Annotated in this window: 15 protein-coding genes; 11 read left to right on the top strand and 4 right to left on the bottom strand. The window is 53.7% G+C overall.

Annotated elements, in window-relative coordinates; genetic code table 11:
* Positions 1-50: 50 nt before the first annotated feature.
* Positions 51-683, bottom strand: coding sequence for a GNAT family protein (locus C3D30_RS00560; protein ID WP_000636711.1), 633 nt, complete (start codon positions 681-683; stop codon positions 51-53).
* Between the two features lie 112 nt (positions 684-795).
* The gene (locus C3D30_RS00555; RefSeq protein WP_105286316.1) at positions 796-3,060 is read right to left on the bottom strand and encodes a hybrid sensor histidine kinase/response regulator; all 2,265 of its coding nucleotides are present in this window, start codon (positions 3,058-3,060) and stop codon (positions 796-798) included.
* A gap of 113 nt (positions 3,061-3,173) precedes the next feature.
* Here C3D30_RS00555 and C3D30_RS00545 point away from each other — a divergent pair, with 113 nt between their 5' ends.
* The 4 genes from C3D30_RS00545 to C3D30_RS00530 are packed head-to-tail and all read left to right on the top strand — an operon-like array spanning position 3,174 to position 7,699.
* The gene (locus tag C3D30_RS00545) at positions 3,174-4,694 is read left to right on the top strand and encodes a sugar ABC transporter ATP-binding protein (protein ID WP_105286315.1); all 1,521 of its coding nucleotides are present in this window, start codon (positions 3,174-3,176) and stop codon (positions 4,692-4,694) included.
* Positions 4,691-5,665 (top strand): ABC transporter permease subunit, encoded by a 975-nt coding sequence (locus C3D30_RS00540; RefSeq protein ID WP_000213465.1) that lies wholly within the window; start codon positions 4,691-4,693, stop codon positions 5,663-5,665. The genes C3D30_RS00545 and C3D30_RS00540 overlap by 4 nt, the downstream gene beginning before the upstream one ends.
* 30 nt (positions 5,666-5,695) lie before the next feature.
* The gene (locus C3D30_RS00535; RefSeq protein WP_001237477.1) at positions 5,696-6,637 is read left to right on the top strand and encodes an ABC transporter substrate-binding protein; all 942 of its coding nucleotides are present in this window, start codon (positions 5,696-5,698) and stop codon (positions 6,635-6,637) included.
* 60 nt (positions 6,638-6,697) lie between these two features.
* Complete coding sequence (locus tag C3D30_RS00530; RefSeq protein ID WP_105286314.1) at positions 6,698-7,699, top strand: carbohydrate kinase family protein; 1,002 nt, start codon at positions 6,698-6,700, stop codon at positions 7,697-7,699.
* Here the strand turns inward: C3D30_RS00530 and C3D30_RS00525 are convergent.
* Entirely contained in the window at positions 7,696-8,403 is a 708-nt protein-coding gene (locus C3D30_RS00525) for a response regulator transcription factor (RefSeq protein ID WP_105286313.1), read from the bottom strand. The genes C3D30_RS00530 and C3D30_RS00525 overlap by 4 nt on opposite strands.
* Positions 8,404-8,693: 290 nt before the next feature.
* On the opposite strand from C3D30_RS00525, the gene yjcS reads away from it, so the two are divergent.
* From yjcS to yjcO, 7 genes are all read left to right on the top strand, one after another.
* Positions 8,694-10,679: an alkyl sulfatase YjcS gene (yjcS, locus tag C3D30_RS00520; RefSeq protein WP_105286312.1), complete on the top strand. Its 1,986-nt coding sequence runs from the start codon at positions 8,694-8,696 to the stop codon at positions 10,677-10,679.
* Between the two features lie 208 nt (positions 10,680-10,887).
* Entirely contained in the window at positions 10,888-11,163 is a 276-nt protein-coding gene (locus C3D30_RS00515; protein ID WP_010351753.1) for a YtcA family lipoprotein, read from the top strand.
* A gap of 18 nt (positions 11,164-11,181) precedes the next feature.
* A complete protein-coding gene (gene mdtN, locus C3D30_RS00510; RefSeq protein ID WP_000446396.1) occupies positions 11,182-12,213 on the top strand; it encodes a multidrug efflux transporter periplasmic adaptor subunit MdtN in 1,032 nt (343 codons plus the stop codon).
* Positions 12,213-14,264, top strand: a complete 2,052-nt coding sequence (mdtO, locus tag C3D30_RS00505) for a multidrug efflux transporter permease subunit MdtO (RefSeq protein WP_105286311.1) — start codon at positions 12,213-12,215, stop codon at positions 14,262-14,264. The genes mdtN and mdtO overlap by 1 nt, the downstream gene beginning before the upstream one ends.
* Positions 14,261-15,727 (top strand): multidrug efflux transporter outer membrane subunit MdtP, encoded by a 1,467-nt coding sequence (gene mdtP / locus C3D30_RS00500; RefSeq protein ID WP_105286310.1) that lies wholly within the window; start codon positions 14,261-14,263, stop codon positions 15,725-15,727. Before mdtO ends, mdtP begins: the two co-directional genes overlap by 4 nt.
* Before the next feature lie 197 nt (positions 15,728-15,924).
* Positions 15,925-18,072 (top strand): formate dehydrogenase subunit alpha, encoded by a 2,148-nt coding sequence (gene fdhF, locus C3D30_RS00495; protein WP_077629246.1) that lies wholly within the window; start codon positions 15,925-15,927, stop codon positions 18,070-18,072.
* A 93-nt stretch (positions 18,073-18,165) separates the two neighbouring features.
* Positions 18,166-18,855, top strand: a complete 690-nt coding sequence (yjcO, locus tag C3D30_RS00490; RefSeq protein WP_105286309.1) for a Sel1 family TPR-like repeat protein YjcO — start codon at positions 18,166-18,168, stop codon at positions 18,853-18,855.
* Positions 18,856-18,937: 82 nt separating this feature from the next.
* On the opposite strand, the gene gltP is transcribed toward yjcO, so the two are convergent.
* Positions 18,938-20,251 (bottom strand): glutamate/aspartate:proton symporter GltP, encoded by a 1,314-nt coding sequence (gene gltP / locus C3D30_RS00485; RefSeq protein WP_000789605.1) that lies wholly within the window; start codon positions 20,249-20,251, stop codon positions 18,938-18,940.
* Positions 20,252-20,415: the final 164 nt, after the last annotated feature.

The raw sequence follows: 20,415 nt of genomic DNA, 5'->3' as shown, positions 1-20,415 counted from the left end.
GACTGGCTTAACGTTAGTTGAGTGTGAATAACCGGAGTAGCGGAGTAATCTCAAATACGGTAAGGCGCAGACTCTTCCATTAGCTGGATAGCTCGCCGTTTATTTTCCGCCACCAGCACAATGCTATGACATTTTTGATCCGGAGAAATACTCCAGATACGTTCTTCCGGAATGCAGCCACCATCGTAGATCACTTTCGTGCCATCGTAAGGCCAAAATGTCTCTTGTTCAGTGTCTAATATAAACACTGAAATCTGATCGGACTCGCGCGCGATCTTCTGCCAGAGCATCTTCCCGCCATCATACTGATCAAAATCGCTGATGAGTGTGATTCCGCATTGCAGGATTAACGCTTCATACAGTCGCGTTGCCAGACCTTTATCGCGTTCACCTGGGGAGACGCAGATACCTTCCACTTGTACCAGATCCGAGTCTTCCCACCAGCGTTCAACGGCAATAATATCGCTGCCGAACTCTTTTTTACGCTGCAGGTCGAGAGCGGCAAGTACCCGATGACGTGGCACGCCTGCAAAAACTTCAATGTCCGCTTCAATGATGGCCGCTCTTGGCGTCTGGCTGTCATAAATCACCTGTAACAGACGCCCGGAAAGCTCGATCTCTTCCACCACGCGAAAAGAACGAGCAACCGTCATTGGGCTATAGGTGGTTGGCATCACGATCATATGTGAATCGCCTCTTGTCAGTACTGGCATAATTCCTTTTATATCCCATTCAGAGCAGAATTGCTCACAATAGCAGCACATTTGCTCCAGGCCTCTTGATAAATTCTGAAAATCATCCCTCAATTTGCCCCAATGCCTGCGCCAGTTGCACGCGGGTAAAAGGTTTGCGCAGCAGCGCCACTTCTGGCAACGCGGGGTTATAGCTGGGGCGTAAATCCTGACCGCTGATAAGCAACAGCGTCAGGTGTGGGTAGCGTTTGCGTGCTGCATTGACCACTTCTGCGCCGCTCATACCGCCTGGGAGCATTAAGTCGCTGATAAAGATATCGATTTCCGCTGATGCCGCCAGCAGATCCAGCGCCTGTTCGCCGCTGCTGGCTTCCAGCGTCAAATAGCCCAGTAGGTGCAACTGTTCGCAGATTGTCTGGCGTACCGCAGCTTCATCTTCCAGCACCAACACCAGCTTATCGCCGCTGACGGCTGTCTGTTCTACCACCGCTGACGATACATTTTTCGCCGCCAACAACGCACGGGGAAGCTGTAGTCTGACTGTCGTTCCCTGCCCCGGCGCACTTTCGATTTCCACCCTCCCGCCGGACTGACGCACGAAACCATAGACCATCGACAAGCCCAGCCCGCTGCCGCTCCCCGTCTGTTTGGTGGTAAAGAACGGTTCGAACACCTGGTCTTTCACCTCCTGCGACATTCCACAGCCATGATCGATAACCTCCAGAGCCACCATGTCCTGACGCTGCCCACCGCTACGGGTGACACGCTGGTTCCAGGTGCGGATTTTGAGGGTTCCCGTCAGCCCTTCCATCGCATCACGAGCGTTCATCACCAGGTTGATGATGGCATTTTCCAGTTGGCTGACGTCAATCCACGCAGGCCACGCCGGAGACTGCGCTTCAATCTCCAGCGTCAGCGTTGCCGGTAAGGAGTGGCGCATCAATTCGCTTAACTCTTCCAGCAGTGTTTTCAGTTCAATGGCTTGTGGATGTAAGGACTGCTTGCGGGAAAATGCCAACAGCCGTTGGGTCAGTAGCGCGCCACGTTCGGCGGCTTGCTGCGCCCGCTGTATTCGCGGCGCGTCGGGCGAGTCCGTGTTCACCAGCTCCAGGCTGCCAATAATCACCGCCAACAGATTATTAAAATCATGCGCCAGTCCCCCCGTCAGTTGCCCGACCGCTTTTAGCTTCTGGCTGTGCAATAGCGCCTCTTCCAGCCCCTGCCGCTCGGTTTGGGCAATCTCCATCTGCGTGGTTTTCTCTTTCAGCAGCCGTGACGTCCGTTCAAGCGATGCGGTATTACGGGCGAAGACGTTAAAGGCGCGTGCCAGTTCCCCCAACTCATCGCGCCGCTGTAACGCCGGAAAGCTGACGTCTGCTTCACCGTGCGCCAGACGACTCATGGCGCGAGAAATCGCCGTCAGGTTTGAGCCAAGATTGCGATAGATGTACCAACCTGCAAACGCGGTGATCACCACCGCTAACAGGGCAAAGATCATGATCACTCTCTCGCCGGAGCGCAGATCCTGGTAACTTTGCGCTACCCGCTGACCTGAAAGCATCGCCACCTGTTCGGCATAATGGTTAATATCGCTGTTAAGGATCGCCACCAGAGCTTTGATGTGAAACATATACCAGCTAATCGCCAGATCGCTTTGCTCCAGAGCGGCAGAAAGCGGCGCGAGTTTACGTAGTTCATCATTGAAATCAGTAAGTAGCGTATTTACTAACGGCGTATCACTATGAGTCGGCAGCGCAGACATCACTTCAACCAGTTGATGAATAATCGCCTGCGGTGCTGGAGTGGCAATGGCGGCAACAATCAGCCGGTTCATCTCGTTAAGCAAAAGATCATCTTCCGCGTAAGCGACTTTTTGCAGATGCCGCAGATAACTTAAGTTTTGATATAGCGAACTTAACAGCGCGTTACGCTCCAGATGCCGCCTTTGCCCCCGCTCCAGCATTCCGCCGACGCTGGTTTGCAGTTCATTGCTGCGCTGGATGATTCGCGCCACCAGCCCGGCGTCCTGCTGTGCTAAAGGCGCTGTCGCCAGTTGCTCAAGTGAGTTTTTTAACGCCCGCTGTGTCTCCAGCAATCGCTCGGCTTCGCCTTTATATTCCAGCGCCCCCACCACCTGTGACAATCGCACCGCCGCCGTCGCCACGTTTGCCGTGTCGCGCGCCAGATTCAGGCTGCCGGTCATATCATCTACCGTTTGCTGCTGCACCTGCTCCTGCATCTGGCTGGCATGACGAAAGCCCATTACCGCCACGCCGCTGACCATCAGCGTCACTGCCACCACCAGCAAATTCAAAAGCAGCAATCGCCCGCGCGCGCTGGCAAAAAAGTGACGTCCGGGGTGCGCCATATCACGCTCCGTGAAGAAAATTCGCAATATGACAAATATGAACGGCTTCTGACATTTTGCATTTACTTTCCTGTGATGGAGTGCTGATATCGACAACCTCGCAGGAGTCCACCATGAACAGCACGCCAGTTCTGGAGATGCGCAATATTGCCAAAGCCTTCGGCAAATTTTATGCGCTCAAAGGGGTGGATTTGACGGTTTACCCTGGCGAGATCCATGCCCTGATGGGGGAAAACGGCGCAGGAAAAAGCACGCTGATGAAGGTGCTGGCAGGGGCTTATACCGCCACCAGCGGCGAGATCCTGATTGATGGCAACCCCTTTCACATTCGCACGCCAAAAGATGCCTTAAGCGCCGGTATTACGCTGATTTATCAGGAGATGCAGCTGGCACCCAATTTGACGGTGGCAGAGAACATTTTCCTCGGCAGCGAGCTTTCCCACGGCGGGCTGGTGCAGCGTAAAGAGATGCTGGTACAGGCGCAAAAAGTGATCGACCGCCTTGGCGCGCAGTTCAAGGCCAGCGATAAAGTCATGACGCTGACCATTGCCGAACAACAGCAGGTCGAAATTGCCCGCGCGCTGCATCGCAACAGCCGCATTCTGGTGATGGACGAACCCACCGCCGCCCTCTCCTCCCGCGAAACTCACCGCTTGTTTGAACTGATTATGCGGCTGCGCGATGAAGGGATGGCGATTATCTACATCAGCCACCGCATGGCAGAAGTGTATGAGCTTTCCGATCGCGTCAGCGTGCTGCGCGACGGGCAATACGTTGGCAGCCTGACCCGCGACAACCTCAACGCTGCTGAACTGGTGCGGATGATGGTTGGCAGGCCGCTGAGCGATCTGTTCAATAAAGAACGCGATATCCTGCCCGGCAAAGCCCGCCTGAACGTTCACCACCTGACCGACGGCGGCAAAGTGCAGCCGAGCAGTCTGCTGGTGCGTTCCGGCGAAATTGTCGGCCTCGCAGGGCTGGTGGGTGCCGGACGTTCCGAACTCGCGCAGTTAATTTTCGGCGTGCGTAAAGCAACGGGCGGAATGATTGAAGTGGATGGCGAACCGGTGGTGATCCACTCCCCGCGCGAAGCCATCGATCTTGGCATTGGATTTCTGACCGAAAACCGTAAAGAACAGGGGCTGTTCCTTGAAATGGCGGCAGCCGAAAACATCACCATGGCAACCCTGGAGCGCGATGCCAGCTGGGGGATGCTCAACCGCAAAAAAGCGCAAACCATCTCCGATGACGCCATTAAGTTGCTCAACATTCGTGTGCCACATTCCCAGGTGCGAGCGGGCGGGCTTTCCGGCGGTAATCAGCAAAAACTGTTGATCTCCCGCTGGGTGGCGATTGGCCCGCGCATTTTACTGCTCGATGAACCCACGCGCGGCGTGGATGTCGGCGCAAAAAGCGAGATCTACCGGATCATGAACGAGATGGCGCGCAAGGGCGTGGCGATCCTGATGATCTCCAGCGAACTGCCGGAGATAGTCGGGATGAGCGATCGCGTTTATGTAATGCGCGAAGGCAGCATTGCCGGTGAGTTAAACGGCAACAACATCACCCAGGAAAACATTATGACCTTAGCGACCGGCGTCAACGACGCCCATTCCCAGGCGGTGCGCTCATGACAACATCTGCAAAGACCTCTGCCAAAAAAATGTTAATGAGCGATCTGATGCAAACGGTCGGCATTTTGCCGATTCTAATCCTGATCGTGGCAGTTTTTGGCTTTATCGCGCCAAACTTTTTTACCGAAAGCAACCTGCTGAATATTACCCGCCAGGCGTCAATCAACATTGTGCTGGCGGCGGGAATGACCTTCATTATTTTGACCGGCGGGATCGATCTTTCTGTAGGTTCAATTCTTGGCACCACGGCGGTAGCGGCGATGGTCGTCTCCCTTAGCCCGGAGTTCGCCATGCTGTCGATCCCGGCTGCGCTGATGCTCGGCCTGCTGCTGGGGTTGTTCAACGGCGCGCTGGTGGCCTTTGCCGGATTACCGCCGTTTATTGTCACACTCGGCACCTATACGGCGCTGCGCGGGGCAGCGTATCTGCTGGCGGATGGCACTACGGTTATCAACTCCAACATTAATTTCGAGTGGATAGGCAATAACTATCTTGGGCCGATCCCCTGGCTGGTGGTCATTGCGCTGGCGGTAATCGTGCTGTGCTGGTTTATTCTGCGCCGTACCACGCTTGGCGTTCATATCTACGCCGTCGGCGGCAATATGCAGGCGGCACGTCTTACCGGCATAAAAGTCTGGCTGGTGCTGCTGTTTGTTTATGGCATGAGCGGCCTGCTTTCAGGGTTGGGCGGGATTATGAGTGCCTCGCGACTGTACAGCGCCAACGGCAACTTAGGCATGGGTTACGAACTGGACGCCATTGCGGCGGTGATCCTCGGCGGCACCAGTTTTGTCGGCGGCATCGGCACCATCACCGGCACGCTGGTGGGGGCGCTGATTATCGCCACGCTAAACAACGGCATGACCTTAATGGGCGTCTCTTACTTCTGGCAACTGGTGATCAAAGGGGCGGTGATCATCATTGCGGTGCTGATCGACAAATACCGTACCCGACACCATCAAAGCGCATAACAACAATACCCTACATATGAGGAATACAGCATGAGATTGAAGCCCTTAGTGACCGCGCTCTGTGCAGGCGCGCTGCTGGTCGCAGCACCGTTCGCCCAGGCGAAAGAACTGAAATCGATAGGCGTGACGGTGGGCGATCTGGCGAACCCGTTCTTCGTGCAGATAACCAAAGGCGCGGAGTTGGAAGCGCGCAAACTGGCAGGCGATAACGTCAAAGTGACGCTGGTGTCCAGCGGCTACGATCTGGGCCAGCAGGTGTCGCAAATAGACAACTTTATCGCCGCCAACGTCGATATGATCATTTTGAATGCTGCCGATTCAAAAGGGATCGGCCCGGCGGTGAAACGGGCGAAAGACGCCGGGATCGTGGTAGTGGCGGTTGACGTAGCGGCAGAAGGTGCCGATGCCACCATCACCTCCGATAACACCCAGGCGGGCGAAATGGCCTGTAAATACATCACCGATCGCCTGAAAGGCAAAGGCAACGTGGTGATCATCAACGGGCCGCCGGTGTCCGCCGTGCAGAACCGCGTCGAAGGCTGCCAGACCGAATTTAAACGCCATCCTGACATCAAGGTGCTCTCTGACAACCAGAACGCCAAAGGCAGTCGTGAAGGTGGGCTGGAGGTGATGACCGGGCTGCTGGCGGCGAATCCGAAGATCGACGGCGTGTTTGCGATTAACGATCCCACCGCGATCGGTGCCGATCTGGCAGCAAAACAGGCACAACGTAACGAGTTCTTTATTGTTGGCGTGGATGGTAGTCCGGACGCCGAAGAGGCGCTGAAGCGTGAGAACTCGTTGTTTGTCGCGACTCCCGCGCAAGACCCACAGGTGATGGCGGCGAAAGCAGTTGAGATCGGTTATGACATTTTGCAGGGCAAACCCGCGCCGAAAGAGCCGGTGCTAATCCCGGTGACGATGATCGACAAAGACAACGTCGGCAATTACAAAGGCTGGACGGTGAAATAAGTCCGAGGCCGGGCGGCGACGCTGCCCGGCGGTAGCGCATTAGCTAATCCAGGAGCTGGCATGATGGAACGTAAAGGTATTATCGCAGCAGGAAATATGTTGGTTGATCACGTCCACCAGATTATCCAGTGGCCGGAGCGCGGCTGGCTGGCGGAGATCACCCACAGCGAACGCTCTACCGGTGGCGCACCGCTTAACGTCCTGCTGACGCTGGCGAAAATGCGCGCCGGGCTGCCTTTGCAGGCGGTCGGACTAATCGGTCAGGATAGCGATGGCGATTACATTATGGCAATGCTGGAGCAATATCACGTCAACCGCCAGCATGTGCAGCGCACCACCTTTGCGCCGACGTCGATGTCGCAGGTGATGACCGATCCCAGCGGACAGCGCACATTTTTCCATTCACCGGGCGCTAACCGGCTGCTGGATCTCCCGGCGTTCGACCAGCTTGATAGCAGCATGAAAATCTTCCATCTCGGCTATCTGCTCCTGCTCGAAAGCCTGGATATGCCAGACGATGTTTATGGCACTCGCAGCGCCCGCCTGCTGGCGCAGATGCATGACGCTGGCTATGAAACCTGTCTCGATCTGGTTTCCCGCAAGGGCGATCCGCGCTATCAGCCGCTGGTATTGCCCGCGTTGCGTCATCTGGATTATCTGGTGATTAACGAACTGGAGGCTGGGGAATTTAGCGGGCTGGAGATTCGTTTGCCTAACGGCGAGCCACATATCGCGCATATTGCCGCCGCCGCGCGCGAACTGTTAGATGCGGGCGTGCGCCAGCGCGTGGTGATTCACTGCGCGGAAGGCGCATGGGGAGAGACGCCAAAACAGGGCGGCATGTGGATACCCTCACGGAAATTAGAACCGCGCGAGATTATCGGTAGCGTCGGCGCGGGTGATGCGTTTTGTGCCGGATTTTTGTATGGCTGCCACGAACGCTGGACGCTTACCGAGAGCATCAAACTGGCACATGCCTGCGCACGCGCGAGCCTGTTATGCGCCAACGCCATCGACGGGGCAAAAACACTGGAAGAGCTGCAAACAGAAATGTCGGATTAATGCACGTCGGCAGCGAAGACATAACCCAGACCGCGCAGAGTTTTAATCAACATTGGCTGATGCGGGTTCAGTTCGATTTTGCGTCGTAGTCGCATGATTAATACGTCGATGGTGCGATCAAACACCTCTATGCTGTCACTATGGGTAAACTCCAGCAACTGCTCGCGGCTCAATACCCGACGGGCGTTTTGTGCCAGAGCCAGCAACAAGCCATATTCGCCCTGAGTCAGCTCAACAAGTTGCTGTCGCGGATTGTGTAGCTGGCAGCGTGTGGTATCGAGATACCAGCCATTAAATGACAGCCCGGCATTTTTCTCCTCATTGACCGCCAGCACGCCAACGCGCCGTAACACCGCTTTTAGTCGCGCGACCACTACCCGTGGGGTAAATGGCTTGCAGATGTAATCATCCGCGCCCATTTCCAGCCCGACCACCACATCAGACTCACTGCCCAGACCGGTCAGCATCACCACCGGCAATGCAGGACGCATTTTCTGTAGTTGTTGTAATACCATCAGGCCGTTGGTATCAGGCAACATCATATCCAGCACCACCAGCGCAATGTCAGGATCGCCTTCACTACACGATATTGCCTCCTGTCCGGTATGGCAGACTGAAACCGTAAAGACATGTTCGCTTAACACGTCCTGCAACAGTGCACAGATAGCCGCGTCATCATCCACCACCAGCACCACGGGTTTCATGGTTACACTCCGCATTATTCACCTGATTAATCATTGTGCGTACTTCCTGGCGAAGTGAAAGAGGAAAGCAATATATATAATGAAAATATAATTCATGTCACATTATTGATATTATTAATAGATATGCCGTACTTTTTCACCTTCAGCACAAATGCCTAATAAAATGGCTCGTTCCGCTCACACTTCCGTTTATTAAAGTCGTCGTTTCCCAATTATGATAACGCCAGCTTTAAATGACGTATTTTGCATGGATTACATATTTACGACATAAATGATAAATGGAGATTTATATGAATAACTCTCAGTTATTCCGTTTGAGCAGGATTGTTATTGCCTTAACCGCCGCCAGCAGCATGATGGTAAATACCGCTTACGCAACAGATGAAGCGAAAGCCGCCACTCAATATACGCAACAGGTAAATCAGAATTACGCCAAATCATTACCGTTTAGCGATCGTCAGGATTTTGACGATGCCCAGCGTGGATTTATCGCCCCGCTGCTCGATGAAGGTATTCTGCGTGATGCGAACGGCAAAGTTTACTACCGCGCGAACGATTACAAATTTGATATTAATGCCGCTGCGCCGGAAACGGTAAACCCCAGCCTGTGGCGTCAGTCGCAGATCAACGGTATTTCTGGCCTGTTCAAAGTCACCGATAAAATGTATCAGGTGCGTGGTCAGGACATCTCCAACATTACGTTCGTGGAAGGCGAGAAAGGCATTATTGTTATCGACCCGCTGGTGACGCCACCAGCCGCAAAAGCTGCACTTGACCTTTACTTCCAGCATCGTCCGCAAAAACCGATTGTTGCGGTTATCTACACCCATAGCCACGCCGACCATTATGGCGGTGTGAAAGGCATTATCTCTGAAGCTGATGTTAAATCGGGAAAAGTTCAGGTGATCGCTCCGGCTGGCTTTATGGACGAAGCCATCAGCGAAAACGTACTGGCGGGTAATATTATGAGCCGCCGTGCGCTCTACTCTTACGGCCTGTTACTGCCGCACAACGCGCAGGGTAACGTGGGTAACGGCCTCGGCGTGACGCTGGCAACCGGTGACCCAAGCATTATTGCGCCAACCAAAACTATCGTCAGAACTGGCGAGAAGATGATTATCGACGGTCTGGAGTTTGACTTCCTGATGACCCCTGGCAGCGAAGCGCCAGCGGAAATGCACTTCTATATTCCGGCACTGAAAGCCCTATGTACCGCCGAGAACGCTACTCATACCCTGCACAACTTCTACACTCTGCGCGGCGCGAAAACCCGCGACACCAGCAAGTGGACCGAGTATCTGAACGAAACGCTGGATATGTGGGGTAACGAAGCGGAAGTCCTGTTTATGCCGCACACCTGGCCGGTATGGGGCAATAAGCATATCAATGATTATATTGGTAAATATCGCGATACCATCAAGTACATTCACGATCAAACCCTGCACCTGGCAAACCAGGGCTACACCATGAATGAAATCGGCGACATGATTAAGCTGCCGCCAACGCTCGCCAATAACTGGGCCAGCCGTGGCTATTACGGTTCTGTCAGCCACAACGCCCGTGCGGTATATAACTTCTATCTCGGCTATTACGACGGTAACCCGGCAAACCTGCATCCGTATGGACAGGTGGAGATGGGTAAACGTTATGTGCAGGCGCTGGGCGGTTCCGCACGCGTCATCAACCTGGCGCAAGAAGCGAACAAGCAGGGTGATTATCGCTGGTCGGCAGAACTGCTGAAACAGGTGATTGCCGCCAATCCTGGTGATCAGGTAGCGAAGAATCTGCAAGCCAATAACTTTGAACAGCTCGGTTATCAGGCAGAGTCCGCCACCTGGCGCGGTTTCTACCTGACTGGCGCGAAAGAGCTGCGCGAAGGGGTACATAAGTTCAGCCACGGCACCACCGGTTCCCCGGATACCATTCGCGGGATGTCGGTCGAAATGCTGTTCGACTTTATGGCTGTTCGCCTCGATAGCGAAAAAGCCGCCGGGAAGAATATCAGCCTGAACTTCAATATGAGTAACGGCGATAACCTCAACCTGACCCTGAACGATAGCGTGCTTAACTACCGTAAAACGCTGCAACCGCAAGCCAACGCCTCTTTCTACATTAATCGTGAAGATCTGCACGCCGTGCTGACCGGACAGGCGAAAATGGCGGATCTGGTAAAAGCGAAGAAAGCCAAAATTATTGGCAATGGTGCGAAACTGGAAGAAATTATTGCTTGTCTGGATAATTTTGATTTGTGGGTGAATATCGTAACCCCGAATTAATTCCACTCATTTTCGGGGGCATTCAAGCCCCCGAAAGCATTTATATTAAAAATATATGCAGCAAATTAATACACAATATATATAAGTTATGAATGCGGTGGCTGAATAAAGCTATTTTTATTCATCAAGAAAATAGCCATACTGACGCCTTCAATGGATATTGATATTCACTACAGATATTGTTCGCAGCAGACAGGATGTATTTAATATGCCAACAGTTCTCTCTCGCATGGCGATGCACCTCAAAAAAACAGCCTGGATAGTTCCCGTCTTCATGGTTTCGGGATGCTCATTATCTCCGGCAATCCCGGTGATCGGCGCTTATTATCCCAGCTGGTTTTTCTGCGCCATTGCCAGCCTTATTTTGACGCTCATCACGAGGCGAATTATTCAGCGGGCAAATATCAATCTGGCATTTGTCGGAATTATTTATACCGCCCTTTTTGCTCTCTACGCCATGCTGTTCTGGCTGGCATTTTTCTAATCTATTTGAGATGCGCTCATGGAAAGTACGCCGAAAAAAGCTCCTCGCAGTAAGATCCCTGCCCTGCTGGTCGTTGCGCTGGCGCTGGTTGCCCTTGTTTTCGTTATCTGGCGCGTAGACAGTGCGCCATCAACCAACGACGCTTATGCTTCTGCCGATACCATCGATGTGGTGCCGGAAGTCAGCGGTCGTATTGTGGAACTGGCAGTCACAGACAACCAGGCAGTCAAACAGGGCGATTTGCTGTTTCGTATCGATCCTCGCCCTTACGAAGCGAATCTGGCGAAAGCCGAAGCCTCCCTCGCCGCACTGGATAAGCAAATTATGCTCACCCAGCGTAGTGTTAACGCCCAACAGTTTGGCGCCGACTCAGTTAACGCCACGGTAGAAAAAGCCCGCGCCGCCGCTAAACAGGCCAGCGATACATTGCACCGTACCGAACCATTACTGAAAGAAGGTTTTGTTTCTGCTGAAGAAGTTGACCGTGCGAGAACTGCACAGCGCGCTGCAGAGGCCGACCTTAATGCCGTATTGTTGCAGGCGCAGTCAGCCGCCAGCGGCGTCAGCGGCGTCGATGCACTGGTCGCCCAACGTGCAGCGGTGGAAGCGGATATCGCGCTGACCAAACTGCATCTGGAGATGGCAACCGTTCGCGCGCCGTTTGATGGTCGGGTCATTTCCCTCAAAACCTCGGTTGGACAATTTGCCTCCGCAATGCGCCCTATTTTCACGCTAATCGACACCCGTCACTGGTACGTTATTGCCAACTTCCGCGAAACCGATCTGAAAAATATTCATGCTGGTACGCCTGCGACAATTCGCCTGATGAGCGACAGCGGCAAAACCTTCGAGGGTAAAGTGGATTCCATTGGCTACGGCGTGCTGCCGGATGACGGCGGTCTGGTGCTTGGCGGCCTGCCGAAAGTGTCTCGCTCTATTAACTGGGTTCGCGTCGCCCAGCGTTTTCCGGTCAAAATCATGGTCGATAAACCTGACCCGGAAATGTTTCGCATCGGCGCGTCGGCAGTCGCTAATCTTGAGCCGCAATAATGAGCGCCCTCAACTCCCTGCCATTACCGGTGGTCAGGCTGCTGGCGTTCTTTCATGAAGAGTTAAGCGAGCGGCGGCCTGGTCGTGTGCCGCAGACCGTGCAGCTCTGGGTTGGCTGCCTGCTGGTGATTCTGATCTCAATGACCTTCGAGATCCCCTTCGTGGCGTTATCACTGGCGGTGCTGTTTTACGGTATTCAGTCGAACGCGTTTTACACCAAATTTGTGGCGATCTTGTTTGTGGTCGCCACGGTGCTGGAGATCGGCAGCCTGTTTTTGATCTACAAATGGTCATACGGCGAACCGTTGATCCGATTGATCATCGCAGGTCCTGTCCTGATGGGCTGTATGTTTTTGATGCGCACCCATCGGCTGGGACTGGTCTTTTTCGCCGTCGCCATTGTCGCTATTTACGGGCAAACCTTCCCCGCCATGCTCGACTATCCGGAAGTGGTCGTGCGTTTAACGCTGTGGTGCATCGTTGTCGGCCTCTATCCAACCTTGCTGATGACGTTAATCGGCGTGCTGTGGTTTCCCAGCCGCGCCATTACGCAGATGCATCAGGCGCTTAATGATCGGCTTGATGACGCGGTACGTCACCTGGCAGAAAGTCTTGCGCCGCTACCCGAAACGCGGATTGAAAGAGAGGCGCTGGCGCTGCAAAAACTGAATGTCTTTTGCCTCGCGGACGACGCCGACTGGCGAACCCATAGCGCATGGTGGCAAAGCTGCGTGGCAACGGTAACCTACATTTACTCCACGCTGAATCGCTACGATCCCACCTCTTTTGCGGATTCGCAGGTAATCATTGAGTTTCGGCAAAAATTAGCCTCTGAAATCAACAAGCTGCAACATGCTATTGCCAAAGGGCAGTGCTGGCAAAGCGACTGGCGGCTTAGTGAAGATGAAGCGATGGCGGCACGGGAATGTAACCTGGAGAATATCTGCCAGACACTGTTACAGCTTGGTCAGATGGACCCGCACACGCCGCCAACGCCCGCCGTCAAACCGCCGTCAATGGTCGCCGATGCCTTTACTAATCCGGACTATATGCGTTACGCGGTAAAAACACTGCTGGCCTGTTTGATCTGTTACACCTTCTACAGCGGCGTGGACTGGGAAGGCATTCACACCTGTATGCTGACCTGCGTGATCGTCGCTAATCCAAATGTCGGTTCGTCGTACCAGAAGATGGTGCTGCGTTTTGGCGGAGCTTTTTGCGGTGCAATTCTGGCGTTGCTGTTTACGCTACTGGTCATGCCATGGCTGGACAATATTGTCGAATTGCTGCTCGTACTGGCACCGATTTTCCTGGTGGGCGCGTGGTTCGCCACCAGCTCTGAGCGTTCTTCTTATATCGGCACGCAGATGGTGGTGACCTTTGCTCTCGCCACGCTCGAAAACGTCTTTGGTCCAGTTTACGACCTGGTGGAAATACGCGATCGTGCCATCGGCATTCTTATCGGTACGGCGGTATCGGCGGTGATTTACACCTTTGTCTGGCCTGAAAGCGAAGCGCGCGCGCTGCCGCAAAAACTGGCTGGCGCGCTGGGTATGTTAAGCAAACTGATGCGTATCCCGCGCCAGCAGGAAGTCACGGCTCTGCGCACTTATCTGCAAATTCGTATAGGTCTACATGCGGCGTTTAATGCCTGTGAAGAAATGTGCCAACGCGTGGCGCTTGAACGTCAACTGGACGGCGATGAACGCGCCTTACTGATTGAACGCTCGCAAACAGTTATTCGTCAGGGACGCGACGTTCTTCACGCCTGGGATGCCACCTGGAACTCGGCTCAGGCGCTGGATCACGCGCTCCAGCCGGACAGAGCCAGCCACTTTGCCGATGCACTGGAGAAATACGCTGCCGGTCTGGCAACCGCGCTCAGCCATTCTCCCCTGATAACGCTTGAAGATATACCCGCCTCGCAGGCCATCCTGCCCACCTTATTAAAACAGGAGCAACACGTCTGTCAGCTCATCGCCCGCTTGCCAGACTGGACAGCCCCGGCATTAACGCCCGCCACGGAACAGGCACAAGGAGCCACTCAATGATCAATCGTCAACTTTCACGCTTGTTGTTGTGCAGCATTCTCGGCAGCGCGACGCTGATTTCCGGCTGTGCGTTAGTGCGTAAGGATTCAGCCCCTCATCAACAGCTTAAACCAGAGCAGATCAAACTTGCCGATGATATTCATCTTGCCAGTTCCGGCTGGCCGCAAGCGCAGTGGTGGAGACAGTTTAATGATCCACAACTGGATGCGCTGATCCAACGGACGTTAAGCGGTTCTCACACCCTCGCCGAAGCGAAATTGCGGGAAGAAAAAGCGCAGTCGCAGGCAGATTTGTTAGATGCTGGTTCACAATTGCAGGTGGCGGCATTAGGGATGCTCAACCGCCAGCGCGTCTCTGCCAACGGCTTTTTAAGCCCTTATGCGATGGATGCGCCCGCACTGGGAATGGATGGTCCGTACTACACCGAAGCCACCGTAGGTTTATTTGCCGGATTAGATCTCGATTTATGGGGCGTACATCGCTCAGCGGTTGCCGCTGCCATTGGAGCGCATAACGCCGCGCTGGCAGAAACCGCAGCGGTGGAGCTATCGCTCACAACGGGCGTGGCGCAGCTTTATTACAGTATGCAGGCCAGCTACAAGATGCTCGATCTGTTAGAGCAAACCCGCAGCGTGATTGATTACGCAGTGAGAGCGCACCAGAGTAAAGTGGCGCACGGCCTGGAAGCGCAAGTACCGTTCCACGGCGCGCGGGCGCAGATTCTGGCCGTCGATAAACAAATTGCTGCCATCAAAGGGCAAATCACTGAAACACGAGAATCTCTGCGCGCATTGACTGGCGCGGGCGCCAGCGATATGCCGGAGATCAAACCAGTGGCATTACCGCAAGTCCAGACCGGTATTCCGGCGACACTCTCTTATGAGTTGCTCGCCAGACGTCCGGATCTGCAAGCCATGCGCTGGTATGTTCAGGCGTCATTAGATCAGGTGGATTCCGCACGGGCGCTGTTCTACCCAAGCTTTGATATCAAAGCGTTTTTCGGACTGGATTCCATCCACCTGGATACCTTATTCAAAAAAACCAGTCGCCAGTTCAACTTCATTCCGGGTCTGAAATTGCCGTTGTTTGACGGTGGGCGGTTGAATGCCAATCTCGAAGGCACTCGTGCTGCCAGCAACATGATGATTGAACGTTACAACCAGTCCGTGCTGAACGCAGTGCGCGACGTTGCAGTCAATGGCACGCGTCTGCAAACGCTGAATGACGAGCGGAAGATGCAGGCAGAACGCGTAGAAGCGACCCGCTTCACCCAGCGCGCCGCCGACGCCGCCTACAAGCGCGGTTTAACCAGCCGCTTACAGGCAACCGAAGCCGAATTGCCGGTGCTTGCCGAAGAGATGTCACTACTGATGCTGGATAGCCGCCGCGTGATCCAAAGTATTCAGTTGATGAAATCGCTGGGCGGCGGGTATCAGGCGGCTCCCATCACCGAGAAAAAATAAAATGTCTGCCGCGTGATGGCTGTCACGCGGTATTTCGTTTCGTCACGTCAAAACTGACGACAGCCTGTTTTTCGTCAGAGTTTTGAATAAATAGTGCCCGTAATATCAAGGAATGTCCCCAAATAAAATGTGGCATAAAAGATGCATACTGTAGTCGAGAGCGCGTATGCGTGATTTGATTAACTGGAGCGAGACCGATGAAAAAAGTCGTCACGGTTTGCCCATATTGCGCATCAGGTTGCAAAATCAACCTGGTCGTCGATAACGGCAAAATCGTCCGGGCGGAGGCAGCGCAGGGGAAAACCAACCAGGGTACTCTGTGTCTGAAGGGTTATTATGGCTGGGATTTCATTAACGATACCCAGATCCTGACCCCGCGCCTGAAAACCCCCATGATCCGTCGCCAGCGTGGCGGCAAACTCGAACCTGTTTCCTGGGATGAGGCACTGAATTACGTTGCCGAGCGCCTGAGCGCCATCAAAGAGAAGTACGGTCCGGATGCCATCCAGACGACCGGCTCCTCGCGTGGTACGGGTAACGAAACCAACTATGTAATGCAAAAATTTGCGCGCGCCGTTATTGGTACCAATAACGTTGACTGCTGCGCTCGTGTCTGACACGGCCCATCGGTTGCAGGTCTGCACCAATCGGTCGGTAATGGCGCAATGAGCAATGCTATTAACGAAATTGATAATACCGATTTAGTGTTCGTTTTCGGGTACAACCCGGCGGATTCCCACCCAATCGTGGCGAATCACGTAATTAACGCTAAACGTAACGGGGCGAAAATTATCGTCTGCGATCCGCGTAAAATTGAAACCGCGCGCATTGCTGACATGCACATCGCACTGAAAAACGGCTCGAACATCGCGCTGTTAAATGCGATGGGCCATGTCATTATTGAAGAAAATCTGTACGACAAAGCGTTCGTCGCTTCTCGAACAGAAGGCTTTGAAGAGTATCGTAAAATCGTTGAAGGCTACACGCCGGAGTCGGTTGAAGATATCACCGGCGTCAGCGCCAGTGAGATTCGTCAGGCGGCGCGGATGTATGCCCAGGCCGAAAGCGCATCCATTCTGTGGGGCATGGGGGTTACCCAGTTCTATCAGGGCGTGGAAACCGTACGTTCTCTGACCAGCCTCGCAATGCTGACGGGTAACCTCGGTAAGCCACATGCGGGCGTTAACCCGGTTCGTGGTCAGAACAACGTGCAGGGTGCCTGCGATATGGGCGCGCTGCCAGATACGTACCCAGGCTACCAGTACGTGAAAGATCCGGCTAACCGCGAGAAATTCGCCAAAGCCTGGGGCGTGGAAAGCCTGCCTGCTCATACCGGCTATCGCATCAGCGAGCTGCCGCACCGTGCGGCACATGGCGAAGTCCGTGCGGCGTACATTATGGGCGAAGATCCGCTGCAAACTGATGCGGAACTGTCGGCAGTACGTAAAGCCTTTGAAGATCTGGAACTGGTCATCGTCCAGGATATCTTTATGACCAAAACCGCGTCGGCGGCGGATGTTATTTTACCGTCAACCTCGTGGGGCGAGCATGAAGGTGTCTACACTGCGGCTGACCGTGGCTTCCAGCGTTTCTTCAAGGCGGTTGAACCGAAGTGGGATCTGAAAACGGACTGGCAAATCATCAGTGAAATCGCCACCCGTATGGGTTATCCGATGCACTACAACAACACCCAGGAGATCTGGGATGAGTTGCGTCATCTGTGCCCGGATTTCTACGGTGCGACTTACGAGAAAATGGGCGAACTGGGCTTCATTCAGTGGCCTTGCCGCGATACATCAGATGCCGATCAGGGGACTTCTTACCTGTTTAAAGAGAAGTTTGATACCCCGAACGGTCTGGCGCAGTTCTTCACCTGCGACTGGGTAGCGCCAATCGACAAGCTCACCGACGAGTACCCGATGGTGCTGTCAACGGTGCGTGAAGTCGGTCACTACTCTTGTCGTTCGATGACCGGTAACTGTGCGGCGCTGGCGGCGCTGGCTGATGAACCTGGCTACGCACAAATCAATACCGAAGACGCCAAACGTCTGGGTATTGAAGACGAGGCATTGGTTTGGGTGCACTCGCGTAAAGGTAAAATTATCACCCGCGCGCAGGTCAGCGATCGTCCGAACAAAGGGGCGATTTACATGACCTACCAGTGGTGGATTGGTGCCTGTAACGAGCTGGTTACCGAAAACTTAAGCCCGATTACGAAAACGCCGGAGTACAAATACTGCGCCGTGCGCGTCGAGCCGATCGCCGATCAGCGCGCCGCCGAGCAGTACGTGATTGACGAGTACAACAAGTTGAAAACTCGCCTGCGCGAAGCGGCACTGGCGTAAATCAGTCCCTCTTACAGCCTCCTTTCGGAGGCTGTTTTTTTATCTATTCGAACTCTTTATACTGGTTACTCCCTACCCAATCGTATTATCAAAATGAAAAAAATTATCGCATTGATGTTATTTTTGACATTCTTTGCCCACGCAAACGACTCCGAACCCGGCAGCCAGTATGTAAAGGCAGCAGAGGCCGGAGATAAACGCGCACAATATTTTCTTGCCGATAGCTGGTTTAGCTCCGGCGATTTGAGCAAAGCCGAATATTGGGCACAGAAAGCCGCTGACAGCGGTGATGCCGATGCCTGCGCGCTGTTAGCGCAGATCAAAATCACTAATCCGGTCAGTCTGGACTATCCACAAGCAAAAGTTCTTGCCGAGAAAGCGGCACAGGCGGGCAGTAAAGAAGGTGAAGTGACGCTGGCGCATATTCTGGTAAATACTCAAGCGGGTAAACCGGATTATCCAAAGGCGATTTCGCTGTTAGAAAACGCCTCGGAAGATTTAGAGAATGATACTGCCGTTGATGCCCAGATGCTGCTTGGCTTGATTTACGCCAACGGCGTGGGCATTAGGGCCGACGATGACAAGGCAACCTGGTATTTCAAACGCAGCTCTGCAATTTCCCGAACCGGTTATTCCGAGTACTGGGCGGGAATGATGTTCTTAAACGGTGAAGAAGGTTTTATCGAGAAGAACAAGCAAAAGGCGCTGCATTGGTTGAACCTGAGCTGTATGGAAGGGTTTGATACCGGGTGTGAAGAGTTTGAAAAATTAACCAACGGCTAAGCCAGGCCTGATAAGACGCGTTAAGCGTCGCATCAGGCATCCACACATTGCCGGGTGGATATGACCTCCCGGCAATCTTCAATTACTGATCCGCAGTCTTATCAAATTTGCCCAGCATTTCACGTTCATAGGCCATCGCCTTTTTGCGGTCAAATTTGTGTTCCCACTTGGCAATCACCAGCACCGCCAGCGCATTACCCACCACGTTCAGCGCGGTACGTGCCATGTCGAGGATACGGTCAACACCGGCAATAAACGCCAGGCCTTCCAGCGGAATACCCACGCTCCCCAGCGTTGCCAGCAGCACCACAAACGACACGCCCGGCACGCCTGCAATCCCTTTCGAGGTCACCATCAGCGTCAGCACCAGAATGATTTCCTGCCAGATGGAAAGGTCAATGCCATACAACTGCGCGATAAAGATAGCGGCAATACTTTGATACAGCGTCGAACCATCGAGGTTAAAGGAGTAACCGGTCGGCACCACGAAGCTGGTGATCGACGCCGGTGCACCGTAGGCTTCCATCTTTTCAATAATTCGCGGCAGCACGCTTTCAGAGCTGGCAGTGGAGTACGCCAGAATCAGCTCATCTTTCAGAATGCGAATCAGGATCCAGACGCTCAACCCGCACAGACGCGCCACAATTCCCAGCACCACCAGCGCGAAGAACAAAATAGCGAAATGCACCAGCAGCACCAGTTTCGCCAGTGGCCACAGAGAAGAGAAACCGAAGTTAGCCACCGTCACCGCAATCAGCGCAAATACACCCACCGGTGCATAACGCATCACCATGTGAGTCACTTTAAACATGGTTTCAGAGATGGAGCGGAACACAGTCACCAGCGGTTCACGATGCGTCGCTGGCAGGGAGGAAAGCCCCAGACCAAACAGCACCGAGAAGAAGATGATCGGCAGCATTTCACCTTTCGCCATCGACGCCACAATGTTCGTCGGCACCAGCGACAAAATCGTGCCCATAATGCCGTGGGAACTGCTTTGTACCGCTTCCGTAGTGCTCTGATATTTCGAGATATCAACGGTCGCCAGCTGCGACATATCCACCCCGGCACCGGGCTGGAAGACGTTTGCCAGAGTGATCCCCAGAATGATGGCGACGGTGGTGATCACTTCAAAGTAGATAATGGTTTTCGCGCCGATACGCCCGAGCTGTTTAGCATCACCAACACCTGCAATCCCAACCACCAACGTGGAGATAACAATCGGCACAACAATCATTTTGATCAGGTGGATGAAGATATCACCCGCCGGAGAGAGCAAATTGACGACCAGCCATTCTCGACTGTCGCTATGGTAGTGCAGGTAACTTCCCAGGAGAATGCCCAGCACCATAGCAAACAGAATCTGCCAGGCCAGGCTGAATTTTATATTTTTCATATGAATGACTTCCTCAATGGAGCGCCGTTCCCCGCTCAGAAACGCGAGAACGTGACATACTGCCAGGGCATGAATTGTGTTGCGTTGGTTTGTAGATTTTTTTAACGCTTATGATCAGTATCATTTGCGCGGTATGTTGCGCAACCCTTTAACAACAGAGCTTT

This window comes from Escherichia sp. MOD1-EC5433, assembly GCF_002966005.1.
GTDB lineage: Bacteria > Pseudomonadota > Gammaproteobacteria > Enterobacterales > Enterobacteriaceae > Escherichia > Escherichia ruysiae.
The sequence above is the reverse complement of the archived record's forward strand: the minus strand, read 5'-3'. Positions and strand labels throughout refer to the sequence as shown.

Excerpts from the sequence above, each read along its gene's own strand:
- C3D30_RS00530 (WP_105286314.1), top strand. The coding sequence starts at position 6,698 with ATGATGGAACGTAAAGGTATTATCGCAGCAGGAAATATGTTGGTTGAT.
- mdtP (WP_105286310.1), top strand. The coding sequence starts at position 14,261 with ATGATCAATCGTCAACTTTCACGCTTGTTGTTGTGCAGCATTCTCGGC.
- C3D30_RS00555 (WP_105286316.1), bottom strand. The coding sequence starts at position 3,060 with ATGGCGCACCCCGGACGTCACTTTTTTGCCAGCGCGCGCGGGCGATTG.
- C3D30_RS00540 (WP_000213465.1), top strand. The coding sequence starts at position 4,691 with ATGACAACATCTGCAAAGACCTCTGCCAAAAAAATGTTAATGAGCGAT.
- C3D30_RS00535 (WP_001237477.1), top strand. The coding sequence starts at position 5,696 with ATGAGATTGAAGCCCTTAGTGACCGCGCTCTGTGCAGGCGCGCTGCTG.
- gltP (WP_000789605.1), bottom strand. The coding sequence starts at position 20,251 with ATGAAAAATATAAAATTCAGCCTGGCCTGGCAGATTCTGTTTGCTATG.
- yjcS (WP_105286312.1), top strand. The coding sequence starts at position 8,694 with ATGAATAACTCTCAGTTATTCCGTTTGAGCAGGATTGTTATTGCCTTA.
- C3D30_RS00545 (WP_105286315.1), top strand. The coding sequence starts at position 3,174 with ATGAACAGCACGCCAGTTCTGGAGATGCGCAATATTGCCAAAGCCTTC.
- C3D30_RS00525 (WP_105286313.1), bottom strand. The coding sequence starts at position 8,403 with ATGAAACCCGTGGTGCTGGTGGTGGATGATGACGCGGCTATCTGTGCA.
- mdtN (WP_000446396.1), top strand. The coding sequence starts at position 11,182 with ATGGAAAGTACGCCGAAAAAAGCTCCTCGCAGTAAGATCCCTGCCCTG.
- C3D30_RS00560 (WP_000636711.1), bottom strand. The coding sequence starts at position 683 with ATGATCGTGATGCCAACCACCTATAGCCCAATGACGGTTGCTCGTTCT.
- C3D30_RS00515 (WP_010351753.1), top strand. The coding sequence starts at position 10,888 with ATGCCAACAGTTCTCTCTCGCATGGCGATGCACCTCAAAAAAACAGCC.
- mdtO (WP_105286311.1), top strand. The coding sequence starts at position 12,213 with ATGAGCGCCCTCAACTCCCTGCCATTACCGGTGGTCAGGCTGCTGGCG.
- yjcO (WP_105286309.1), top strand. The coding sequence starts at position 18,166 with ATGAAAAAAATTATCGCATTGATGTTATTTTTGACATTCTTTGCCCAC.